At 65.7% G+C, this 18,945-nt stretch carries 17 protein-coding genes; 11 read left to right on the top strand and 6 right to left on the bottom strand.

The window, feature by feature from the left end; genetic code table 11:
- Positions 1–32: 32 nt before the first annotated feature.
- Both F7O44_RS01510 and F7O44_RS01505 read right to left on the bottom strand, forming a co-directional pair.
- Entirely contained in the window at positions 33–863 is an 831-nt protein-coding gene (locus tag F7O44_RS01510) for a metallophosphoesterase family protein (protein WP_222850946.1), read from the bottom strand.
- A 57-nt stretch (positions 864–920) separates the two neighbouring features.
- Positions 921–1,934 (bottom strand): substrate-binding domain-containing protein, encoded by a 1,014-nt coding sequence (locus F7O44_RS01505; protein ID WP_162448423.1) that lies wholly within the window; start codon positions 1,932–1,934, stop codon positions 921–923.
- A 153-nt stretch (positions 1,935–2,087) separates the two neighbouring features.
- Here F7O44_RS01505 and F7O44_RS01500 point away from each other — a divergent pair, with 153 nt between their 5' ends.
- From F7O44_RS01500 to F7O44_RS30875, 5 genes are all read left to right on the top strand, one after another.
- Entirely contained in the window at positions 2,088–4,142 is a 2,055-nt protein-coding gene (locus F7O44_RS01500; protein WP_162448422.1) for a beta-galactosidase, read from the top strand.
- A gap of 116 nt (positions 4,143–4,258) precedes the next feature.
- Positions 4,259–5,554 (top strand): sugar ABC transporter substrate-binding protein, encoded by a 1,296-nt coding sequence (locus F7O44_RS01495; protein WP_162448421.1) that lies wholly within the window; start codon positions 4,259–4,261, stop codon positions 5,552–5,554.
- An 83-nt stretch (positions 5,555–5,637) separates the two neighbouring features.
- Positions 5,638–7,278: an ABC transporter permease subunit gene (locus F7O44_RS01490; protein WP_162448420.1), complete on the top strand. Its 1,641-nt coding sequence runs from the start codon at positions 5,638–5,640 to the stop codon at positions 7,276–7,278.
- Complete coding sequence (locus F7O44_RS01485) at positions 7,278–8,180, top strand: sugar ABC transporter permease (RefSeq protein WP_162448419.1); 903 nt, start codon at positions 7,278–7,280, stop codon at positions 8,178–8,180. The genes F7O44_RS01490 and F7O44_RS01485 overlap by 1 nt, the downstream gene beginning before the upstream one ends.
- A gap of 78 nt (positions 8,181–8,258) precedes the next feature.
- Positions 8,259–10,505: a glycosyl hydrolase 53 family protein gene (locus F7O44_RS30875; protein WP_162448418.1), complete on the top strand. Its 2,247-nt coding sequence runs from the start codon at positions 8,259–8,261 to the stop codon at positions 10,503–10,505.
- 144 nt (positions 10,506–10,649) lie between these two features.
- Here the strand turns inward: F7O44_RS30875 and F7O44_RS29295 are convergent, their stop codons facing one another.
- Both F7O44_RS29295 and F7O44_RS01475 read right to left on the bottom strand, forming a co-directional pair.
- Positions 10,650–10,808 (bottom strand): hypothetical protein, encoded by a 159-nt coding sequence (locus F7O44_RS29295; RefSeq protein ID WP_174255865.1) that lies wholly within the window; start codon positions 10,806–10,808, stop codon positions 10,650–10,652.
- Between the two features lie 103 nt (positions 10,809–10,911).
- The gene (locus F7O44_RS01475) at positions 10,912–12,138 is read right to left on the bottom strand and encodes an ice-binding family protein (RefSeq protein WP_222850945.1); all 1,227 of its coding nucleotides are present in this window, start codon (positions 12,136–12,138) and stop codon (positions 10,912–10,914) included.
- 409 nt (positions 12,139–12,547) lie between these two features.
- On the opposite strand from F7O44_RS01475, the gene F7O44_RS01470 reads away from it, so the two are divergent.
- Complete coding sequence (locus F7O44_RS01470) at positions 12,548–13,072, top strand: class I SAM-dependent methyltransferase (protein ID WP_162448416.1); 525 nt, start codon at positions 12,548–12,550, stop codon at positions 13,070–13,072.
- A gap of 88 nt (positions 13,073–13,160) precedes the next feature.
- Here the strand turns inward: F7O44_RS01470 and F7O44_RS01465 are convergent, their stop codons facing one another.
- Positions 13,161–13,547 (bottom strand): hypothetical protein, encoded by a 387-nt coding sequence (locus tag F7O44_RS01465; RefSeq protein ID WP_162448415.1) that lies wholly within the window; start codon positions 13,545–13,547, stop codon positions 13,161–13,163.
- Positions 13,548–14,092: 545 nt separating this feature from the next.
- On the bottom strand, positions 14,093–14,581 hold the full coding sequence (locus F7O44_RS01460; protein WP_222850944.1) for a MarR family winged helix-turn-helix transcriptional regulator: 489 nt from the start codon (positions 14,579–14,581) through the stop codon (positions 14,093–14,095).
- A 167-nt stretch (positions 14,582–14,748) separates the two neighbouring features.
- Here F7O44_RS01460 and F7O44_RS01455 point away from each other — a divergent pair, with 167 nt between their 5' ends.
- From F7O44_RS01455 to F7O44_RS01435, 5 genes are all read left to right on the top strand, one after another.
- Positions 14,749–15,510: an ABC transporter ATP-binding protein gene (locus F7O44_RS01455; protein ID WP_222850943.1), complete on the top strand. Its 762-nt coding sequence runs from the start codon at positions 14,749–14,751 to the stop codon at positions 15,508–15,510.
- Complete coding sequence (locus F7O44_RS01450; protein ID WP_162448412.1) at positions 15,510–16,364, top strand: ABC transporter permease; 855 nt, start codon at positions 15,510–15,512, stop codon at positions 16,362–16,364. The genes F7O44_RS01455 and F7O44_RS01450 overlap by 1 nt, the downstream gene beginning before the upstream one ends.
- Positions 16,365–16,447: 83 nt before the next feature.
- Complete coding sequence (locus F7O44_RS01445) at positions 16,448–17,530, top strand: ABC transporter substrate-binding protein (RefSeq protein ID WP_162448411.1); 1,083 nt, start codon at positions 16,448–16,450, stop codon at positions 17,528–17,530.
- A 39-nt stretch (positions 17,531–17,569) separates the two neighbouring features.
- On the top strand, positions 17,570–18,619 hold the full coding sequence (locus tag F7O44_RS01440) for an amidohydrolase family protein (RefSeq protein WP_162448410.1): 1,050 nt from the start codon (positions 17,570–17,572) through the stop codon (positions 18,617–18,619).
- Positions 18,620–18,700: 81 nt separating this feature from the next.
- The gene (locus tag F7O44_RS01435) at positions 18,701–18,928 is read left to right on the top strand and encodes an anti-sigma factor (RefSeq protein WP_162448409.1); all 228 of its coding nucleotides are present in this window, start codon (positions 18,701–18,703) and stop codon (positions 18,926–18,928) included.
- The last annotated feature ends 17 nt before the right edge of the window (positions 18,929–18,945 follow it).

The raw sequence follows: 18,945 nt of genomic DNA, 5'->3' as shown, positions 1-18,945 counted from the left end.
ACAGGAGACCTTGCTGCCCTGCGGCGCGCCGGCTACCCTGCCGGGGCGGTTCCGGCGAGCGTCAGGCCGAGCCTGTCGTGAAGACCGCGATACACGGCGGTACGTAGCTCCACCGCATACGCCTCCAGACCCGGCATACCCAGGTCGGCAGCGGCGGCGATCTCCGCCTCGATGTCGTACGGCACCCGGACGAACTGCAAACCGAACGGATCCGTCGAGTCACCGCCGGCAACGCCCTCAACAATCACATACGACGCGGTCGACTCGTCGAGAGAGTTGCCGACGCTGCCGACGTTGAACAACGTCTGCCCGTTGGAAACCTCCAGGTAGGCGTCATGAATGTCGCCGTATCCGACGACGGACGGTGTCGGCCCGTCACCGGTGAGCTCCGTCGTCGCGAACATTCCCGCGAACTGCTCTTCGGTGTGCTGGAAATGCACCCGCGTGTGGACGCTCTCTGCCGAGGCATGGAACAACCGCACACGCCGGCCGCTCAGCTCGACGTGATGCACCAAAGGCAAGGTCCGCAGCCACTGCCGATCGTCCTCAGTCAGCTCGTCGTGCCACCACCGCACCGCATGGTCGCTTGACCCGGCCTTGCCCGGCAGGGAGTCGTCCCAGTTGCCGCGGACTGTGACCGTGCAGCGCTCCCGGCTGATCCGGACGCACTCTGAGCCGCGCGGCCCCTTGCCGACGACATCGCCCAGATTCAGCACGGTGGTGATGCCGCGGGCGGCTATGTCGGCCAGCACGGACCGGTACGCGGTGACGTTGCCATGCACGTCGGAGAGGATGGCCAGCCGTTCCAGATCCATTCGCCCGCTTTCACTCGTCTCGGCGTGAACATGAGCGTCGCCGGTCAAGATCTAATCATGCCGCCTCGCCCGGTGTACACGCTCAGTGGAACGGCACGGCTGACCTCAGGTGCTCGTGCGCACCACCAGCTCGGCCGGTAGCGTCACCGACCTGCGCGGCGCGCCGTCGATGATGTCCAGCAGCACAGCCACCATCTCGGCGCTGATGCGGTCGAACGGCTGGTGCATCGTTGTCAGTGGAGGGTCGAGTGTCGCGGCCAGGCCGGAGTCGTCGAATCCGGCGACGGCTACGTCATCAGGTACCCGTCGGCCGCGTTTGCGCAGGGTGGTGAGCGCACCGGAGGCCATGAGGTCGGAGGCGGCGAACACCGCGTCGATGTCGGGTTCACGGTCCAGAAGCTCGGCCATGGCGACGGCGCCCGACTCCGCGCTGTAGTCGCCGTGGGCGACGAGGCGTTCGTCGAAACGCTCGCCCAGCTCTTCCCGGTAGCCCGCGAGCCGGTACCTCCCACCCGGGGTGTCCAGCGGGCCCGCGATGGTCGCGATGCGTCCTCGCCCGGACGAGCGCAGGTGCCGGACCATCGCCCGGGCTCCGCCGGCCTCGTCGACCGAGACCGAAGCCACCCGGTCCGAGTATCCGAGTGGTATTCCGCACGCGACGGCCGGTATGTCTTCGGCCAGCAGTGAGGCGATGAGCGGTTCGTTCTCGTGCGTGGAGATCAGCAGCACACCATCGACGTGACCTGCGGTGACGTACTTGATGACGTTCGCGCGCTCGGCCTCGTTGCCCGCGACGAGCAGAACGAGGGTCATCGAGCGCGCATCGAGCGCCGCGGCCGCGCCCCGCAGCAGGGTCGCGAACGTCGGATCGGCGAACAGCCTCTGCTGCGGCTCGGTGAGCAGGAAGGCAAGTGAGTTCGCGCGCCCGGTGACCAGGCTGCGGGCATGGTGATTGACGCGGTAGCCAGTCGCGAGTATCGCTTGATCCACCGCCCGCCGCGCGTCGGGAGACACCCAATGCCCGCCGTTGATGACGCGGGAGACCGTCCCACGAGAGACGCCCGCGGCCGCGGCGACGTCTCGGATGGTCGGACGACGGCGTTCCGTCTCGGATGTCACAGGACTGACTGTACTCACGCCTCCATACTGTGCACGGTCACAGTCGAATAACGGCGTGTCTCGATCTCTTGTGGACCCGGCCGACTAAATGCCTAGACTTTGCGAAATTCAGGACTGGGACCGTGCACAGTCGAAGAGATCCAATGGAGTGTCATGGCGGATAGAAGCGCTTGGCCGACCGGTCGACGGATCGGCTACGGCGGGGACTACAACCCTGAACAATGGCCACGCGAGACATGGGACGAGGACGTCGCTCTCATGCGCGAGGCCGGGGTGAACTTCGTCAGCGTCGGGATCTTCTCCTGGGCCCTGCTGGAGCCACGCGAGGGCGAGTACAACTTCGCGTGGCTCGACGACCTCCTCGACCTGCTGCACGGCCACGGCATCGCCGTTGACCTCGCGACCCCCACCGCTTCTCCCCCAGCCTGGTTCTTCGCCGCCTATCCGGACGCTCGCGTCGTCACCCGCGACGGCACCATCCTCGGGTTCGGTTCCCGCGGCATGGCCTCCCCCAGCTCATCCGCCTACCGGGCCGCCGCTGTGCGAGTGGCCTCGGCGCTCGCCAGCAGGTATGCCGACCATCCGGCCGTGGTGATGTGGCATGTGCACAACGAGTACGGCGCTCCGGTCGGGCAGGACTACTCCGAGGCGGCGGTCGGCGCGTTTCGCGAGTGGCTCCGGGACCGGTACCGCACCCTCGACGCACTCAACGACGCCTGGGGCACGGCCTTCTGGGGCCAGTCCTACGGCGATTGGGAACACGTCGGCGCTCCGGCGGCGACGCCGTCCGTGGCCAATCCCGCACAGAGCCTCGACTTCGCCCGGTTCACCGACCACCAGCTACGGGCGTGCTACATCGCCGAGCGAGACGCCATTCGCGAACACGCGCAACAGCCCATCACGACGAACTTCATGGCCAACGAGTGCCCCACCACCGACCTGTGGGCGTGGGCGCACGAGGTCGACATCGTCTCGAACGACCACTACCTCACGGCCGCCGACGAACGTGGGCACGTCGGGCTGTCGCTCGCCGCTGACCTCACCCGCTCGGTGGCCGGCGGACGGCCGTGGATCCTGATGGAACACTCCACGTCGGCGGTGAACTGGCAACCCCGCAATGTCGCCAAGCGCCCGGGCGAAATGGCCCGCAACTCCCTCGGCCACCTGGCCCGGGGCGCCGATGTGATCGCGTTCTTCCAGTGGCGTGCCTCACGCCGCGGCGCGGAGAAGTTCCACTCGGCGATGCTCCCCCATGCCGGCACCGGTTCACGGATCTGGCGAGAGGTCCGCGAACTCGGCCGGGATGTATCGAACCTTGCCGAGCTCCAGGGCTCCACCGTGGCTGCCGAGGTGGCCCTATTGTGGGACACCGAGTCGTTCTGGGCCCAGGACCTCGAGTGGCGCCCGTCTGTCGACGTACGACACCGCGAACGGGTTCGCGCCTATTACGAGCGGCTATGGCGCGACGGGGTGACCACCGACTTCGCCCACCCGTCGGCGGACCTGTCGCGATATCGCCTCGTGGTGGCCCCCGCGTCGTATTTGCTCACGTCGGAGTCGGCGGAGAACCTACGCCGTTATGTCGCCGGCGGCGGCACCCTGTTGGTCTCGTTCTTCTCCGCCGTCGTCGACGAACACGACGCCGTCCATCCCGGGGGTTTCGGAGCTCCGCTGCGCGACGTGCTCGGCCTGCTCGTTCATGAGTTCCTGCCGCTGCGTTCCGGGACCGAGACCCGCGTCGCCTGGGCGGACGGCGTTCTCGGCGACGCGGGTGAGGTCGCCGCCGATACGTCGCAGGAGGACCTCGCGCTCGAAGGCGCCGAGGTGGTGGCGAGCCACCTGGACGGTCCCGCCGCCGGTAGCCCCGCGATCACGCGGCACGCATTCGGCGGCGGCACCGCCTGGTACGTGTCGACACGTCTGGATATCGACGCCCTCGCACCAGTCCTGCGAGCGGTGTATCAGGACGCCGGGGTGCGCCGGCCCGACCTGCCGGACGACGTCGAGGTCGTGGTCCGGAACGGCCCTGAGGCGGATTACCACGTGGCGATCAACCATGGCGAACACGACGTCAAGGTTCAGCTCGCCGATGGAGTGGAGCTACTCAGCGGAGAGCGAGTCACCGGGCGCCTCGGCCTCCCTGCGGGCGGTGTGGCCGTGGTGCGCACCTCCGCGGAACGACGGGTCCGAGGTGATCACCGCGCCTGAGCACGCCGAGTAACCCCACCAACCGTCCATCACCTCACGTTCATCAGCACCCACCGGGTCGCAGCACCGCAATTCCAGACGCGCGCGCCGCGGCACACGATCAGAAAGGTAATGCCATGCGGAACACAACGATGTGGCTCGCGCCCGTCGCGGCCGTTGTCCTCTTGGCCGCGTGCGGCGGTGGAGACGATGCGGACGGCGCCGCGGCCGCACCCACCGAGGATGCCGCCGCGGAATCCGGCGATGACGAGCCGGACGACGAGACCGACAACGCTCCGGCTGCATCCGGTTCACTGACCATCTGGGTCGACGAGAACCGCGAGCCCGCGGTCGCCACGGCAGCCGAGGCGTTCACCGACGAGACCGGCGTGACCGTCGAGCTCGTCCAGAAGAACTTCGAGGACATCCGGGCGGACTTCCTCGCACAAGTGCCGACAGGTGAGGGCCCGGACATCACGGTCGGCGCGCACGACTGGCTCGGCTCGCTGATCATCAACGGCGTCGTGGACTCCGTCGATCTCGGTGCCACGGCCGATGAGTTCGAAGACGTCGCGATTGAGGCGCTCACCTACGACGGTCAGTTGTACGGCCTGCCGTACGCCCTCGAGAGCGTCGGGTTGGTACGCAACGTCGAGCTGGCGCCGGACCCGACCCCCGAGACGTTCGACGAGATGATCGACGAGGGACAGGCGATCGGGACCTCCCTGCCGTTCGTGATCAACACGAACGGCACCACCGGGGACGCCTACACCTACTACGCCTTCCAGACGTCCTTCGGCGCTCCGGTCTTCGTCCAGAACCCGGACGGGTCCTACACGAACGACATCGGCATGGGCGGGGACGCCGGTTTCGAGTTCGCCGAGTGGCTCGGCGAGAACGGCATGAGCGGGACCGGGCTGTTCAGCACCGACTGGACGATCGACATCGCGGACCAGGAGTTCGCCGACGGCAACGCGCCGTACACCGTGGCAGGCCCGTGGGCGATCGCAACGTTTGTGGACGCGGGCATCGAGGTGACGGTCGACCCGATTCCATCCGCTGGCGGAGAGACCGCAGCCCCGTTTGTGGGTGTGCAGGGCTTCTTCGTGTCGGCGCAGAGCGACAACGCGCTATTGGCGGCCGACTTCCTCACCAACTACGTCGCGACGCCGGAGGCCATGCGTGCGCTGCACGACGCCGACCCCCGCATCCCGGCGATGAGCGCCGTGGCCCAGGACGTGGCCGACGACCCAGTCGTCGCCGGTTTCCTCGCGGCGGCCCAGAACGGCGCCCCGATGCCGTCCATCCCAGAGATGGCCGACGTCTGGGAGCACTGGAACGCCGCGCAGTCGGCGATCATCTCCGGTTCGGCCGAGCCGGAGGCGGCCTGGGAGAAGATGCTGGCCGATATCGAGGCCACCCTCGGCGGCTGACCCTTTTCAGGTGGGGGCGCCGGCTGCTGCCCCGCTGGCTCCCCCGCCGTTCCACCCGTGTCAACCCGCGACAGGAGGCAACGATGCCCACCGACGAGCCCCTCGCGTCCTCGCCGTCCAGTGCCGGCACGCCTGGGCCGGCGCGGCGCCGGCCCGGCGAATCACACGCGCGTGCCTGGCACGGCACCGGCTGGGGGTTTGTCGTCAAGCTCGTGATCATGGCGGCCATCAACGCGGTCGGACTGGCGATCGTGTGGTCCGCCTACGTCGAAGGCTCGTGGGGCATTCTCGCCGGCACACTTGCCCTCACCGTGGCAGCCAACTGGGTGTACTTCAGCAAACGTTCGCTGCCGTCCAAGTACCTTTTCCCGGGTCTGGCGTTCCTCCTGATCTTCCAGCTGTTCACCATGGCCTACACCTTCAACGTGGCCATGACGAACTACGGAACGGGCCACAACAGCACCCAGGAGCAGGCCGTCGACGCCCTGCTCATCCAGAACGAACGCGCGGTCGAAGGCGCCGAGACATATCCACTGACGGTCCTGCAACGCGACGGCGAGATCGGATTCGCGCTTCTCGCCGACGGCCAGGTGCTGGTCGGAGACGCCGAGACCGCCCTGGCCGCCGAGCCGCAGGCAACCGTCGATGGTGACAGCGTCACCGCCGTCCCAGGCTGGGACGTGGTCGACCGGGCCACGCTGCTGGGCGACCAAAGCCTGCAGCAACAGGTCCTCGACCTGCGGGTGCCGGTGTCCGACGACAGCGATGACGGCTCGATCCGCACCCGCGAAGGCACTCGCGGCACCGTCTATCAATCCACGCTCGACTGGGATCCCCAGGCCGATACGCTCACCGACACCGAGACGGGCGTCGTCTACGTAGCGCGCGACGACGGGAGGTTCGTCGCTGACGACGGATCGGCGCTTCCCGTCGGCTGGCAGGTCTACGTCGGGTTCGACAACTTCGTGCGCGGGTTCACCGACACCAACTACGCCGGGCCGTTCTGGCGTATCACCGCGTGGACCTTCGCGTTCGCCATCCTGACCGTCGCGACGAGTTTCCTCATGGGCCTGTGGATGGCGGTGGTGTTCAACGACGCCCGTATCCGCGGGCGCAAGGTGATGCGGATGTTGTTCATCCTGCCGTATGCCTTCCCCGCGTTTCTGTCCGCGCTGTTGTGGCGCGGGATGCTCAATGCCAATCCCGACTACGGGATCATCAATAACCTGTTCTTCTTCGGCGCGCGGATCGAGTGGTTGAGCGATCCGTGGCTTGCCAAGCTCGCGATCATCCTCGTGAACCTGTGGCTGAGTTTCCCCTATTGGTTCCTTGTCTGTACCGGTGCTTTGCAGTCACTGCCGAATGACGTGCTCGAGGCGGCCCGAATCGACGGCGCCAGTCGATGGCGGACCTGGACCACGATCACGCCGCCGCTGCTGCTCATCTCGACGGCGCCGCTGATCATCGCGGCGTTCGCGTTCAACTTCAACAACTTCACGATCATCTACATGCTCACCGAAGGCAGGCCCCGTTTCACCGACACGTCCGCCGTACTCGGGCACACCGACATCCTCATCACGATGATCTACCAGATCTCCGGCGTCGCCGGTGGCCGCGCCGACTACGGTCTGGCCAGCGCGCTGTCGATCATCGTGTTCCTCGTCGTCGGTGTGATCTCCGCCTTCGCGTTCCGGCGTACCCGCAAACTCGAGGAGATCCTGTGATGGCCACGACGACACAGGCAGCACCCGCTCGAGTTGCTGCCCGGCCCGCACCCGGCCGGAGGCGACGCTGGCTGGTGGACGTGGCATGGAAATACCCGGTCGCGATACTGCTCGTGTTCTACGCGGCGTTTCCGCTGGCCTACGTGCTCTCAGCGGCCGTCGCGTCGTCCGGGACGCTGACCGGGTCAACGGAGCTGTTCCGCTCGGTCTCGACGGCGAACGTCACCGCCCTGGGCGAAACCCAGTTCTGGAGGTGGATGGCCAACACGCTCATCATCGCGGGGTCGACGGCGGTCGGCTCGGTACTCATGGGGGCGGCCGCCGCCTACGCGTTCTCCCGGTTCCGGTTCACCGGCCGCCGCGGTGGACTGACCGCGTTGCTCATCATCCAGATGTTCCCGCAGATGCTGGCGTTCATCTCGATCTTCCTGCTGCTGCTGGCGCTCGGGAACGTCGTGCCCGTCCTCGGCCTGAACTCGAAGCTCGCGCTGATCTGCGTGTACCTCGGTGGCGCGCTCGGCACCAACACGTTCCTCATGTACGGGTTCTTCAACACGATCCCGCGGGAGATCGACGAAGCGGCCAAGATCGACGGCGCCACCCATGCCCAGACCTACTGGACGATCATCGTGCGTCTCGTTACGCCCATCCTGGCCGTTGTCGCGCTGCTGTCGTTCGTCGGCCCCTTCGGCGACTTCATCCTGGCCCGCATCATCCTCACCTCCGAACGCAACTGGACTCTCGCGGTCGGCATGTACGCATGGGTCTCCGACCAGCTCAATGCGAATTGGGGGTTGTTCGCCGCCGGCGCGGTGATCGCCAGCCTGCCGATCCTCGCGCTGTTCCTGTTCCTGCAGAAGTACATCGTCGGTGGACTGACCGCAGGGTCGGTCAAGGGTTAGCCCGTGACTGGGAAGGAGGACGACGAACACCGGATCGCGTCTCAGTCGAACTCGATCACGAGGAAATGAGGCACTTTTATGGCATCGCATCAACGATCTGGCGCTCGTGGCCTGATCGGCCTGGCCACGGTCGGAGCACTGCTTCTCGGCACTCCAACGGCAGCCGCCACAGACGATGACGGACCGGTCGAGGCGGGGATCTTCGTCGAGAAGGTGGAGGATCTGCCCGAGGATTTCATCCACGGCGCCGACATCTCGATGGTGCTCTCACTCGAGGAGAGCGGGGTGACCTTTTACGACACCGCCGGCAACGAGGCGGATCTGTTCGCTGTGCTCGCCGACGCGGGAATCACCGACATCCGGATCCGGGTGTGGAACGATCCGTGGGATTCGGAGGGCCGCGGGTACGGAGGTGGCAATGTCGACGTCTCCCGGGCGGTCGAGATCGGGCAGCGAGCCACCGCCCACGGTATGAGCGTCCTGGTCAACTTCCACTACTCCGACTTCTGGGCAGACCCCGGCAAGCAGTTCCCGCCCAAGGCCTGGGAGGGCATGACCGTTGACGACAAGGTCGACGCACTGGGCGAGTTCACCCGGGATGCGCTCGAGGACTTCCGGGACGCCGGTGTGGACGTGCGCATGGTCCAGGTGGGCAACGAGACGAACCACGCCGTCTCCGGGGTGAGCGCCTGGCCGGACCGGGCCCGGATGTTCTCGGCCGGAAGCGCCGCGGTGCGAGAGGTGTTCCCGGACGCGCTCGTCGCACTGCACTTCACCAACCCCGAGCGCGCAGGCACCTTCGCCGAGTACGCCGCGCAACTCGATCAGCACGGCGTCGACTACGACGTCTTCGCCAGCTCGTACTACGCGTTCTGGCACGGCACGCTGGAAAACCTCACCGACGTGCTCTCACACGTCGCGGAGACGTACGACAAGAAGATCATCGTCACGGAGACCTCGTGGGCCTACACCCTCGAGGACGGTGACGGCACCGGGAACATCATCGGCTCCGATCCCGGACATGACCGGTATTCGGTGAGCCCCCAGGGCCAGGCCGACGCGCTGCGCGACGTCATCGCCGCCGTGAACGATCTCGGAGACGCCGGACTCGGCGTCTACTACTGGGAGCCAGCGTGGCTGCCGGTGGGGCCGCCCGAGCAGATCGAGCAGAACTGGGTGCTCTGGGAGACGTACGGCTCCGGCTGGGCGACCAGCTACGCGGCCGAGTACGACCCGGACGACGCGGGCGAGTACTACGGTGGTTCAGCCTGGGAGAACCAGGCGCTGTTCGACTTCGAGGGGCATCCCCTGGAGTCTCTGCAGGTCTTCCGGTACGTGTACACCGGGGCCGTCGCGCCGCTGGAAGTTGTGCGTGTCGAGTCACCCGAGCTGGTTGTCGTCCACGGCGACGAGATCGCTCTGCCATCGACGGTGCGGGTGACCTACAACGACGGCTCGGTGGATCAGCACGCCGTGACATGGAACGACGACGACGTCGCCGCGATCGACGGACCGGGAACGTACGAGGTGCGCGGGCTGACCGAGTCCGATATCGAGGTCACCGCGGAGGTTGTGGTCCAGCCGGTCAATTACGTGGTCAACGGGAGTTTCGAGGACTCGGACACGAGCATGTGGACGATCAGCGGGGCGGGCGCGGCGATCACGACGACGAACGACGCGGCTGACGGCACACGCGCGGTGCAGTTCTGGGCGCCCGAACCGTACGAGTTCACCGTGAGTCAGCAGATCGAGGGTTTGACGGCCGGCACATACCGGCTCTCAGCCACCACCCAGGGTGGGGACAGCCCGCAGACCGACGAGCGGCGGCTCACCGCGACGACATCCGCCGGGACGTACGACGCGGATCTGCTGCTGGACGGCTGGAGGACGTGGCGGACAACAACGGTCGAGGACATCGTCGTCGAGGATGACGGCACGGCTACGGTAGCGGCCACGTTCACGCTGTCCGGCGGCGCCTGGGGCACGTTCGACGACGTGGTACTGGAGCGGACCGGCGACCTGGAACCGGAGTGGCCGGCATGGGATCCGGCGCAGGTATACGTGGCCGGTGACATGGTCAACCACCAGGGTGCGGACTTCAAGGCGTCGTGGTGGACGCGCGGGCAGGAGCCGGGCGATCCGCACGGGCCGTGGCAGGAGGTCGCCGCGGCACCGGATGGGACGGCGCTGTGGACACCTTCGCGGGTGTTTGACACCGGTGACGTCGTCCTCCATGACGACGTGCGGTACACCGCTCGCTGGTGGACACGCAACCAGGAACCGGGGACGAGCCCATGGGGCCCCTGGGAGACCGATCCGGCGTAGTCGCGAACGGACGAGTGATCTACCGACATCGCGGGGGCGATAACCCCCGCGATGTCGGTATGTTCGCGCTGAGAACCGACAGGTGGCCGGAACTTGCCGAACCACCAGCGCGTGGCCTCGGGCTCGGCGATCGCCGGGCGACAACTACGTCTTGTTGACGTTGCGCCTGACCCATCCGATGAGCGCCGTAGCCACGAACAGGACTATTCCGACGATGCCGAGCCAGAAGATGCCTTCGATCGCGAACCCAACGATCGAGAGGATCAGCCAGATGGCGAGCAGCACGATCACGAGTGTCAACATTCTTCGAGACTACGCCCTAACCATCCGCAACGTGTTCAGTAACGATCGACGAATCAGATCGGGGTGCCGCCGCGGACCATCTCGGCAACGGCTCAGCGGAGTTTCATGTACGCCTCAGCCGCTGAAGGTACAGGAGTAGCCCTCCGGCCATCGTGACCAGAAGCGCGCCCACCCCAGTCAGGACCGATATTGCACCACTGCCGGTGTCCGGCAGATCGGTTCCGTTCTCGGTTCCGTTTTCGGTTCCGTCCTCGGTTCCGTCCTCGGTCCCATCCTCGGTCCCGTCTTCGGTTCCGTCCTCGGTTCCGTCCTCGGTCCCGTCCTCGGTCCCGTCCTCGGTCCCGTCCTCGGTCCCGTCTTCAGTTCCGTCTTCAGTTCCGTCTTCAGTCCCGTCCTCGGTCCCGTCCTCGGTTCCGTCCTCGGTCCCGTCCTCGGTCCCGTCCTCGGTTCCGTCCTCGGTTCCGTCCTCGGTCCCGTCCTCGGTCCCGTCCTCGGTCCCGTCCTCGGTTCCGTCCTCGGTTCCGTCCTCGGTCCCGTCCTCGGTCCCGTCCTCGGTCCCGTCCTCGGTCCCGTCCTCAGTTCCGTCCTCGGTCCCGTTCTCAGTCCCGTCCTCGGTCCCGTTCTCATCACCATCTGGCGGGCCGTGCTCGCAGCCGTCGTCGGTGATGGTGTTGGTATCGAGGGTGACGGCACCGGTCCGAGCCAGCGCCCGACCCTCCAAGGTCGCTCCGGTCTGCATAGTGATCGAGGCCATAGCCATGATCGTGCCGATGAAGGTGGTATCGGTACCGATCGTCGCCGAACTGCCCACCTGCCAGAACACGTTGCACGGCGACGCCCCGTTTACCAGGATCACACTGCTGTTCGATGCCGTGACCAGCGTGCTGTCGACTTGGAAGATGAACACCGCCTCCGGGTCACCCTCAGCGTCCAGAGTCAACTGCCCGGTCAGCTGTGCGGCCGAAATCCGGTAGACCCCGGGCAGGAGCGTTGTGCCGCCCAACTCCGACGGCAGATTGGTGAAAGGCGTCCGACCGGCCGCGTTGTTGTAGGCGACCGTCAAATCGTCCTTCGCCTGCAGCGCTACCTCGTCGGCCAGATGCGTCTCCCCTTCGACCTCTCCGGGCGGGAAGCCCGGCGCAGTATTACCCGGGTGCACTCCGAGATTCTGCTCCAACAAACTCGGGCCGGTATTGGTGACCGTGGAACCGGCCAGGACCGAGAAGTCGCCGGCGGTGCCCAAACCCACCGGAGCATCAGCGGCGCTCGCGACGCTCTCATTGAAGATCAAAGGAACGGCGACAAGACTCGCAACCCCTAGTGCTACCAATCCTGCAAACGTTGCGCGTCGAAATCGACGAGTGGATGTATCGGCCATGGAAATGGGCCCTTCTTTTTCAGATTCCCCCATGGGTCACGTCCTGGCGCGTAAGCCGGGCGCAAAGCATGCTTGAACCAACTGAAGCAGAGATTCACGAAAAGGCAACACTCAAAGGAGGAGAACCGGAGACTTACGTACGTAAATGTGCACAAACCTCTCATAATATTGCGTCATGTCAATTGCACCGTCAACCTGGCACGGAGCACGTGGCATGCGGGATCGTGAGCCATGTTGACAAGTTCGTACGGATCGTCTTCGAGGTTGACCAGCCGTCAGGGTTGCCTTTCCCACCGGCGGGCGGCCTCGCCGGTGTGGCATTCGACGCTGGGCTTCGACCCGACCCGTAGTGTCGGCTGTCATGCAGAGCATCTCGCGCCGGATCGACGCCGCGGTCGCCTTACTCAACCCGCAGCCGGATGAAGAACTGCTCGAGATCGGCTGCGGGACCGGACAAGCGATCCTCGCCGCCACGATGCGCGCGCCCGGCGCCAGGATCACCGCAATCGATCGGTCGGAGAAGGCGGTCGCTCGCGCGCGTGTCGTCAATCAGGCCGCGATCAACGCCGGACGAGTCCGGATCTCAACTCGTGACATCGAGAAACAGCCGGTCTCGCCAGGTAGCTTCGACCGGGCATTCAGCATCCGCGTCAACACCTTCTGGACCCGTCCCGGCGTCGCCCTGCCACACGTCGCCGCAAGCCTGCACGCTGGTGGGCAACTCTGGATGATCTACGACGGCCCAGCGGAGAAGGTCGTGGACCCCATCGTCGCCTCTCTCGATGCATACGGCATTCAAGATATCCGGACCGAAACCACCGAGGGTGCCTACGCGATCATCGCGTCGTTTCCACCTGGGATCGATCATGCGCCAGCCTCCCGTTGACCTCGGCACCGCGCAGTGACGCTCAGGCTCGTGCAGCCAGGGAAGACGTCGCCGTCGTTCCAGCTGGTGCTTTTGCTGCCCGATGCGCTCATGTGATCTCGTCTGACGCGCCTGGCTGGGCAACGTCCTCATCGCTACTCGATTTGACGGCTCTTCCCGTCGTCCAGGGTCTCGGCAAGGGGCGCCCGAACGGCACATCTCCAATGAGCCAGAATGCCCGCACGGAGATGAACAAGCCCCAGAAAGGTACGAAAATAGATAGCGCCCAGATCAGACTTCCCTCGACCGCTCTAACAACGACGAGCATCGCCAAGGCAAACAGACCTGCCACGATGTCGGCCAGCAGGTATTCTTCCCACGGCCAAGCCCCAGGAACGGTCGCCCAACGATGGCCACTCAGCAAAAACGACCACATCGCCAGACAAGTGGCAACCGTCACGGTTTTCAGCGCATAGTTCCTAGTGCGCAGGCCCATCGCGTTCTCCAATAGTTCGCCGCCGGTAGCTTGGTCACGAGCGGCCCGCGGTCGATGCTCCTGACACAGCCGCCAGGATCAACCACGGCTCGATCACGAGATTCACGCCAGCATGAGCGACGATACAGGGCAAAACAGTGCGGTCGGCCACGATGTAAAGAACAGCGAGCAGCGCTCAAGGGACCGATCCGGGCAATGAAGGCGGACGAGGCACTTAAACGACAAATCGCGCCTTACAAGTCCGGCAACGGCACGTTGACATTCCCGCTCAACGAGCCCATCCCGTACGGGGCTCTTCTAACGGCTCGCCCTACTCCTCGCCCAACAGCGCTGGGACTAGCGCGCAGCCACGCGCATCGGCACCCTCGCCATGAGCGTCGACGGCGACTCCGGCGTGTCCGTGGGGACGTGCCTTGGCGCACCGTGTACCCACGGACGGATTGGCTGTTTGCGGCCGATGCCCGACCCCAACGCCTGTAGGCGGCTTGGAACTGGATGTCGCACCGGCGATGACGGCCTTTCCGCGCCCAGACATCGGCCACGATTCACTCGCCGGATTGCGCTCCGGCGGCGAGCGCGGCATCGACCTCCTTGAGATCCTCAAGGTTGGCGACCATACGCTGCAAGAAGGAGAGCAGCTGAGCCCGTTCCTCCTCGCTGAAGCCCGCCGTCAGCATGCGCTCCCGCTGGCGGGAAAGGGGCAAGACGCCCTGATGAACAGCGACGCCGCGTTCGGTGAGGTAGAGCCGTCGCGCGACACCTTCAGGTTCGCTACCGATAAGGCCGAGTCGCGTGAGCTCAGCGACGCAGCGTGAGATGACCGCTTTGTCGAGCCGCAGGACCTCGGTCAGCTGCTTGGCGTTACGGCCCGGCGCGATGGCGAGCGCGTTGAGGATCCGCCAGTCATTGACGCGAATCCCGAAGCGTTTGTGGTAGACGGTCGAACCGCCGTGCGCGAACGAGTTGGAGATGACGACGACAGCGCTCGGCACGTATGTGCCGATTGTCATGACGTCGGACAGTGGCTCACGCATGAGCGCGGGCTCGTCGGTCCCCTCCGCCCTTTTCTCAGGAAGCTCACCCAAGACCCTTGCCCTCTCATTAGTTGCTATAGCAACATGGGTTCTCCATCAGTTGCTATAGCAACAGTATCGGGAGGATCATTGTGGATCCAGCACGTCCCCTCGTGTCGTTACGCGGTGTGAGCAAGACATACCAGGCGAAGAAGGGCACACCGGTCCAGGCGCTGACCGACATCTCTTTGGATATCGCCGAAGGCGAGGTAGTCACCCTCGTCGGCCCCTCCGGGTGTGGAAAAAGTACGCTGCTCCGCCTGCTCGGCGGTCTGCACATGCCGACCGAAGGCGAGATGCTGCTGGCGGGTCAAAGACACACCGGCCCGAGCCACCGGATCGGCATCGTGTACCAGCAGCCCTTGCTGTTGCCGTGGAAGAATGTCATCGAGAACGTGCTGGTCCCGATCCGGGTGCGCCGGGCCAAGCTGGCGCCCTACCGTGAGCGCGCCAGAGAGCTTCTCACGGTGCTCGGCCTCGACAGCTTCGCGCAGAGCTATCCGCATCAGCTGTCTGGCGGCATGCAACAACGTGTGGGAATCGCTCGGGCACTTATCCAGGACCCTGAGATCCTGTTGATGGACGAGCCGTTCGGCGCACTCGACGCGATGACGCGTGACGCGCTCACCGTCGAACTCCTGCGCATCCACGAGGAGTTCCGGACGACCATCGCCTTCGTCACGCACAGCATCGCGGAGTCGGTCCTGCTCGCCGACCGCGTCGTGGTGATGACGCCACGTCCCGGCCGCGTAGCTCAGGTGCTGCCGGTGGACCTGCCGCGGCCACGGACCCTGGAGGACGTGAACTCGGAACGCTTCGGACAGTACGCCAGCGGGGTGCGCACCATCCTCGACGAGCACCTGGGCAAACACACCAAGGCGGTCGCGTGATGCCGGCCCTCCAGGAGCAGACTGTCTCCGGCACCGACGAGACGTCGCGCAACGGCCGTGGCATCGCCGCCATTGGGGATCTGGTGAGCCGGGCGGGTCCCTTCCTCGGACTCGTGGCGATCCTCCTCGCCGGCTGGGCGGCGAGCGTCCGTCTGCTCGACGTTCCCCGCTACGTCCTCCCCCCGCCGAATGAGGTCGTCACCGCCCTGGTCAACGGCATCACGAGCGGTGTGCTCGTGATGCACACCTGGGTCACGCTGCAGGAGGTGCTGCTCGGCTTCTGCCTGGCCATTGTGTTCGCCACGCTCGTCGCTGCCTTGGTCACCCGATGGGAGCTCGTCGAGCGCGCCTGTATGCCGCTGATCGTCGCGCTCCAAGCCGTACCGAAGGTCGCCCTCGCGCCGTTGCTGCTGACGTGGTTCGGGTTCGGGATGACCTCGAAGGTGGTGACGACCGCCCTGTTGGCGTTCTTCCCGCTTCTGATCAACCTCATCACCGGCATTCAGTCGGCGGATCGCGACCGAATGGAGATGTTCCGAGGTCTGGGAGCCACGAAGTGGCAGACATTCCGGATGTTGCAGATGCCCACGGCGCTGCCGTATTTCTTCGCCGGCCTCAAGATCGCGGTGACGTTCTCCATCATCGGTGCGATCGTCGCGGAGTTCGTCGGAGCTCAGGCCGGCCTCGGCTACATGATCCAGCTTTCTTCTACGAACCTCAACGTCGCCACGACTTTCGCGGTCCTCGTCATTCTCTCCGTCATCGGCATGACACTGACCTCCCTCATCAGTTGGGTGGGCGCGAAGGTCGTCTTCTGGCAGGGCAAAGGGCTTGATGCCATCTCGGGGTCTTAGTGCCGACCGGATGCTGGCGGCGAGCCCGGCAGACCCCACGCGTCGTCCACGCGGCGACCGCCATACCGAGCGAAGGAGCCAAGGTGCGAAACCCCAACAGAGCGTCCAGGCGACGCGTCATTGCCGGCGCCACCACGTCCATGGCCATCGCCATGATCACCGTTGCGTGCGGCATCCCCGGCGAGGGCGGCGACGATGATCTCCGCTCTATCACGTTCGCCGTCACCCAAGCCGCATGGTCCTCTAGCTATGCGCCCTTGGCGGCGGCGGACGAGCTGGGGTACTTCGAGGACGAGGGGCTCACCGTCGAGTGGGTCAACTTCCCGGGGGGCGCCACCTCAGCCACCCAGCTGCAACAAGGCGCTGCCGACGTGGCGATCGCGGCGCCGGAACCCGTGGTGATCGGACACGAGAACGAAGAGTTCACAGCGGAGTACTACGCCATGCTCTTCCGCCGCTCGCACTTCGGCGTCGCCACCTTCGAAGGCGGTGCGGTGCAGACAGCGGCGGATCTGGAGGACGCACGGGTCGGCGTGGTGAGCCTCGCCTCCAACGGCGTGTACGTCGCCAAGGCGATCGCCGCCGAGGCTGGCGTCGACCCCGAGTCCCTGCAGTTCATCGAGATCGGTGCCGGACCCCAAGCGATCGCGGCGCTGGGATCGGACACGGTGGACGCGCTGTCGACCTTCGACTCGCAGTACCAAACGATGCTGAACGCCGGCATCGAGGTGGAAGTGCTGGAGTCGGACGTGGTCTCTACGCTCAACGCTGGCGGTCTCATGGCACTGCCGGAACGGCTGGAGGACGAGCCCGAACTCTTCGCGGCCATCGGCCGGGCGGTGTTCAAAGGCGTCGCATCCTGCGAACGGGATCCCGAGGAGTGCGTGAGGCTGCTTTGGCAATTCGATCCGGCGACCAAGTCAGCGGAAGTTTCCGACGACGAAGCGCTGGCGAACGACTTGAGCATCCTCCAGCGCCGGATGGAGGGCTCCTATTCCCTCGAACCGGGAGCGAGCCAGTGGGGATCCCATGAGGACGGCACGTGGCAGGTCTTCCTCGACTACATGGTCGAGTCCGGGCAGATCCAAGGCGACGTCGATGCCGACGACCTCTACACGGACGAACTGGTCGACATGATGAACGACTGGGACGAGTCCGATCTCTAATCCCGAACCCCAACGCACGACGAAAAGAGAGATGAACACATGACCGTGCTCGCATTCTCGAGCGACTACAAGCGCATCGCCACCGAGGAGGCGTGGGCCTCCCAGCGGATGCTGGAGATCTATCGGCGCGAGTTGGCGTCCGGCTCGATCACCGACCCTGGGTTCCGTAGCCTGTGGGGCTACTACCTCGGCTCAACCGAGCGCGCCTCTACGCTCGCGGCGCGAATCGTCGAGGCGGACGAGGAGCGGATCGCCGCCATGGACGAGGCCGGCGTCGACGTGATGATCCTGTCCACCACCACCCCCGGCACCCAGATCCTGCGCGGAGAGGTCGCGGTGCCGTTGACCATCGAGATCAACGATGAGCTGCGTGACGTCGTCGCCCAGCACCCCCACCGGTTCGAGGCGCTGACCGCCATCGCACCTCAGGACCCCACCGCCGCCGCGGAAGAGATCCGGCGCGGACACGACGAACTCGGTTTCAAGGGGGTGATCCTCAACTCCCATGTCCAGGGCGAATACCTTGACGCCGAGAAGTACTCCCCCATCTTCGAGGCAGCAGAGGCGCTCGACACTCCGATCTATCTGCATCCCAACACACCGATCCCGCGCATGGCCGAGCCCTTCATCGAGGCCGGCCTCGACGGCGCGGTCTACGGGTTCTCGGTCGAGACCGGCCTGCATCTGCTGCGACTGATCACCGCGGGTGTCTTCGACCGCTACCCCAGGCTGAAGATCGTGGTCGGACACCTCGGCGAGGCGCTGCCGATCTGGATGTGGCGCCTCGACTTCATGCACGGCGCCGCCGTGAAGTCACAGCGATACGACGCCTTGAAACCGCTGCGAAGCCCCGTGAGCGACTATCTGCGGCACAACGTGTACTACACCACCAGCGGGATGGCCTGGCACCCGGCGATCGAGTTCGTTCGCGAGGTCGTAGGGATCGACCACCTGATGTTCTCGTGGGACTACCCCTATCAATGGGCTCCCGAGGAGGTGGCGACCTACGACTCGCTGCCGTGGAAACTGGAGGACAAGAAAGCCTTCTTCCAGGGCAACGCGGAGCGAGTCTTCCACCTGGATCCGTGATGGCCACCGCCGCCGCCGTCCTCGCAACGCTCACCTCTTCACCATCGCAGCCGTGGCTCGATAGCCGAGGTTGGACGCAACTTGAGTATCACGAAGGGTAACAGCCAAGGACTCGCTCCAATCCGGTTCATCGACAGCGAGGGCGCCCGGCCCGCGGGTGTCCTCGGTGACACCGACGACGGCGAGCTCGGGCCGTTCACCGCTGTGGGCCTCGAAGACGCCGACCACCTCGGCGTGACCATCGAGCCGGAGGGCGGCTCCGAACAGCCGACCACCGACCCGATCATGCTGATCGAGCTGCCTACCTGACGGCGCTCGTCGCGCGC

This window comes from Phytoactinopolyspora mesophila, from assembly GCF_010122465.1.
GTDB classification, from domain to species: Bacteria; Actinomycetota; Actinomycetes; order Jiangellales; family Jiangellaceae; genus Phytoactinopolyspora; species Phytoactinopolyspora mesophila.
This window is presented reverse-complemented; position numbering and strand designations above follow the sequence as displayed.

Coding starts and splice junctions, on each gene's coding strand:
- F7O44_RS01495 (WP_162448421.1), top strand. CDS start 4,259: ATGCGGAACACAACGATGTGGCTCGCGCCCGTCGCGGCCGTTGTCCTC.
- F7O44_RS30875 (WP_162448418.1), top strand. CDS start 8,259: ATGGCATCGCATCAACGATCTGGCGCTCGTGGCCTGATCGGCCTGGCC.
- F7O44_RS01470 (WP_162448416.1), top strand. CDS start 12,548: ATGCAGAGCATCTCGCGCCGGATCGACGCCGCGGTCGCCTTACTCAAC.
- F7O44_RS01485 (WP_162448419.1), top strand. CDS start 7,278: ATGGCCACGACGACACAGGCAGCACCCGCTCGAGTTGCTGCCCGGCCC.
- F7O44_RS01440 (WP_162448410.1), top strand. CDS start 17,570: ATGACCGTGCTCGCATTCTCGAGCGACTACAAGCGCATCGCCACCGAG.
- F7O44_RS01500 (WP_162448422.1), top strand. CDS start 2,088: ATGGCGGATAGAAGCGCTTGGCCGACCGGTCGACGGATCGGCTACGGC.
- F7O44_RS01465 (WP_162448415.1), bottom strand. CDS start 13,547: ATGGGCCTGCGCACTAGGAACTATGCGCTGAAAACCGTGACGGTTGCC.
- F7O44_RS01490 (WP_162448420.1), top strand. CDS start 5,638: ATGCCCACCGACGAGCCCCTCGCGTCCTCGCCGTCCAGTGCCGGCACG.
- F7O44_RS01460 (WP_222850944.1), bottom strand. CDS start 14,581: ATGCGTGAGCCACTGTCCGACGTCATGACAATCGGCACATACGTGCCG.
- F7O44_RS01450 (WP_162448412.1), top strand. CDS start 15,510: ATGCCGGCCCTCCAGGAGCAGACTGTCTCCGGCACCGACGAGACGTCG.
- F7O44_RS29295 (WP_174255865.1), bottom strand. CDS start 10,808: ATGTTGACACTCGTGATCGTGCTGCTCGCCATCTGGCTGATCCTCTCG.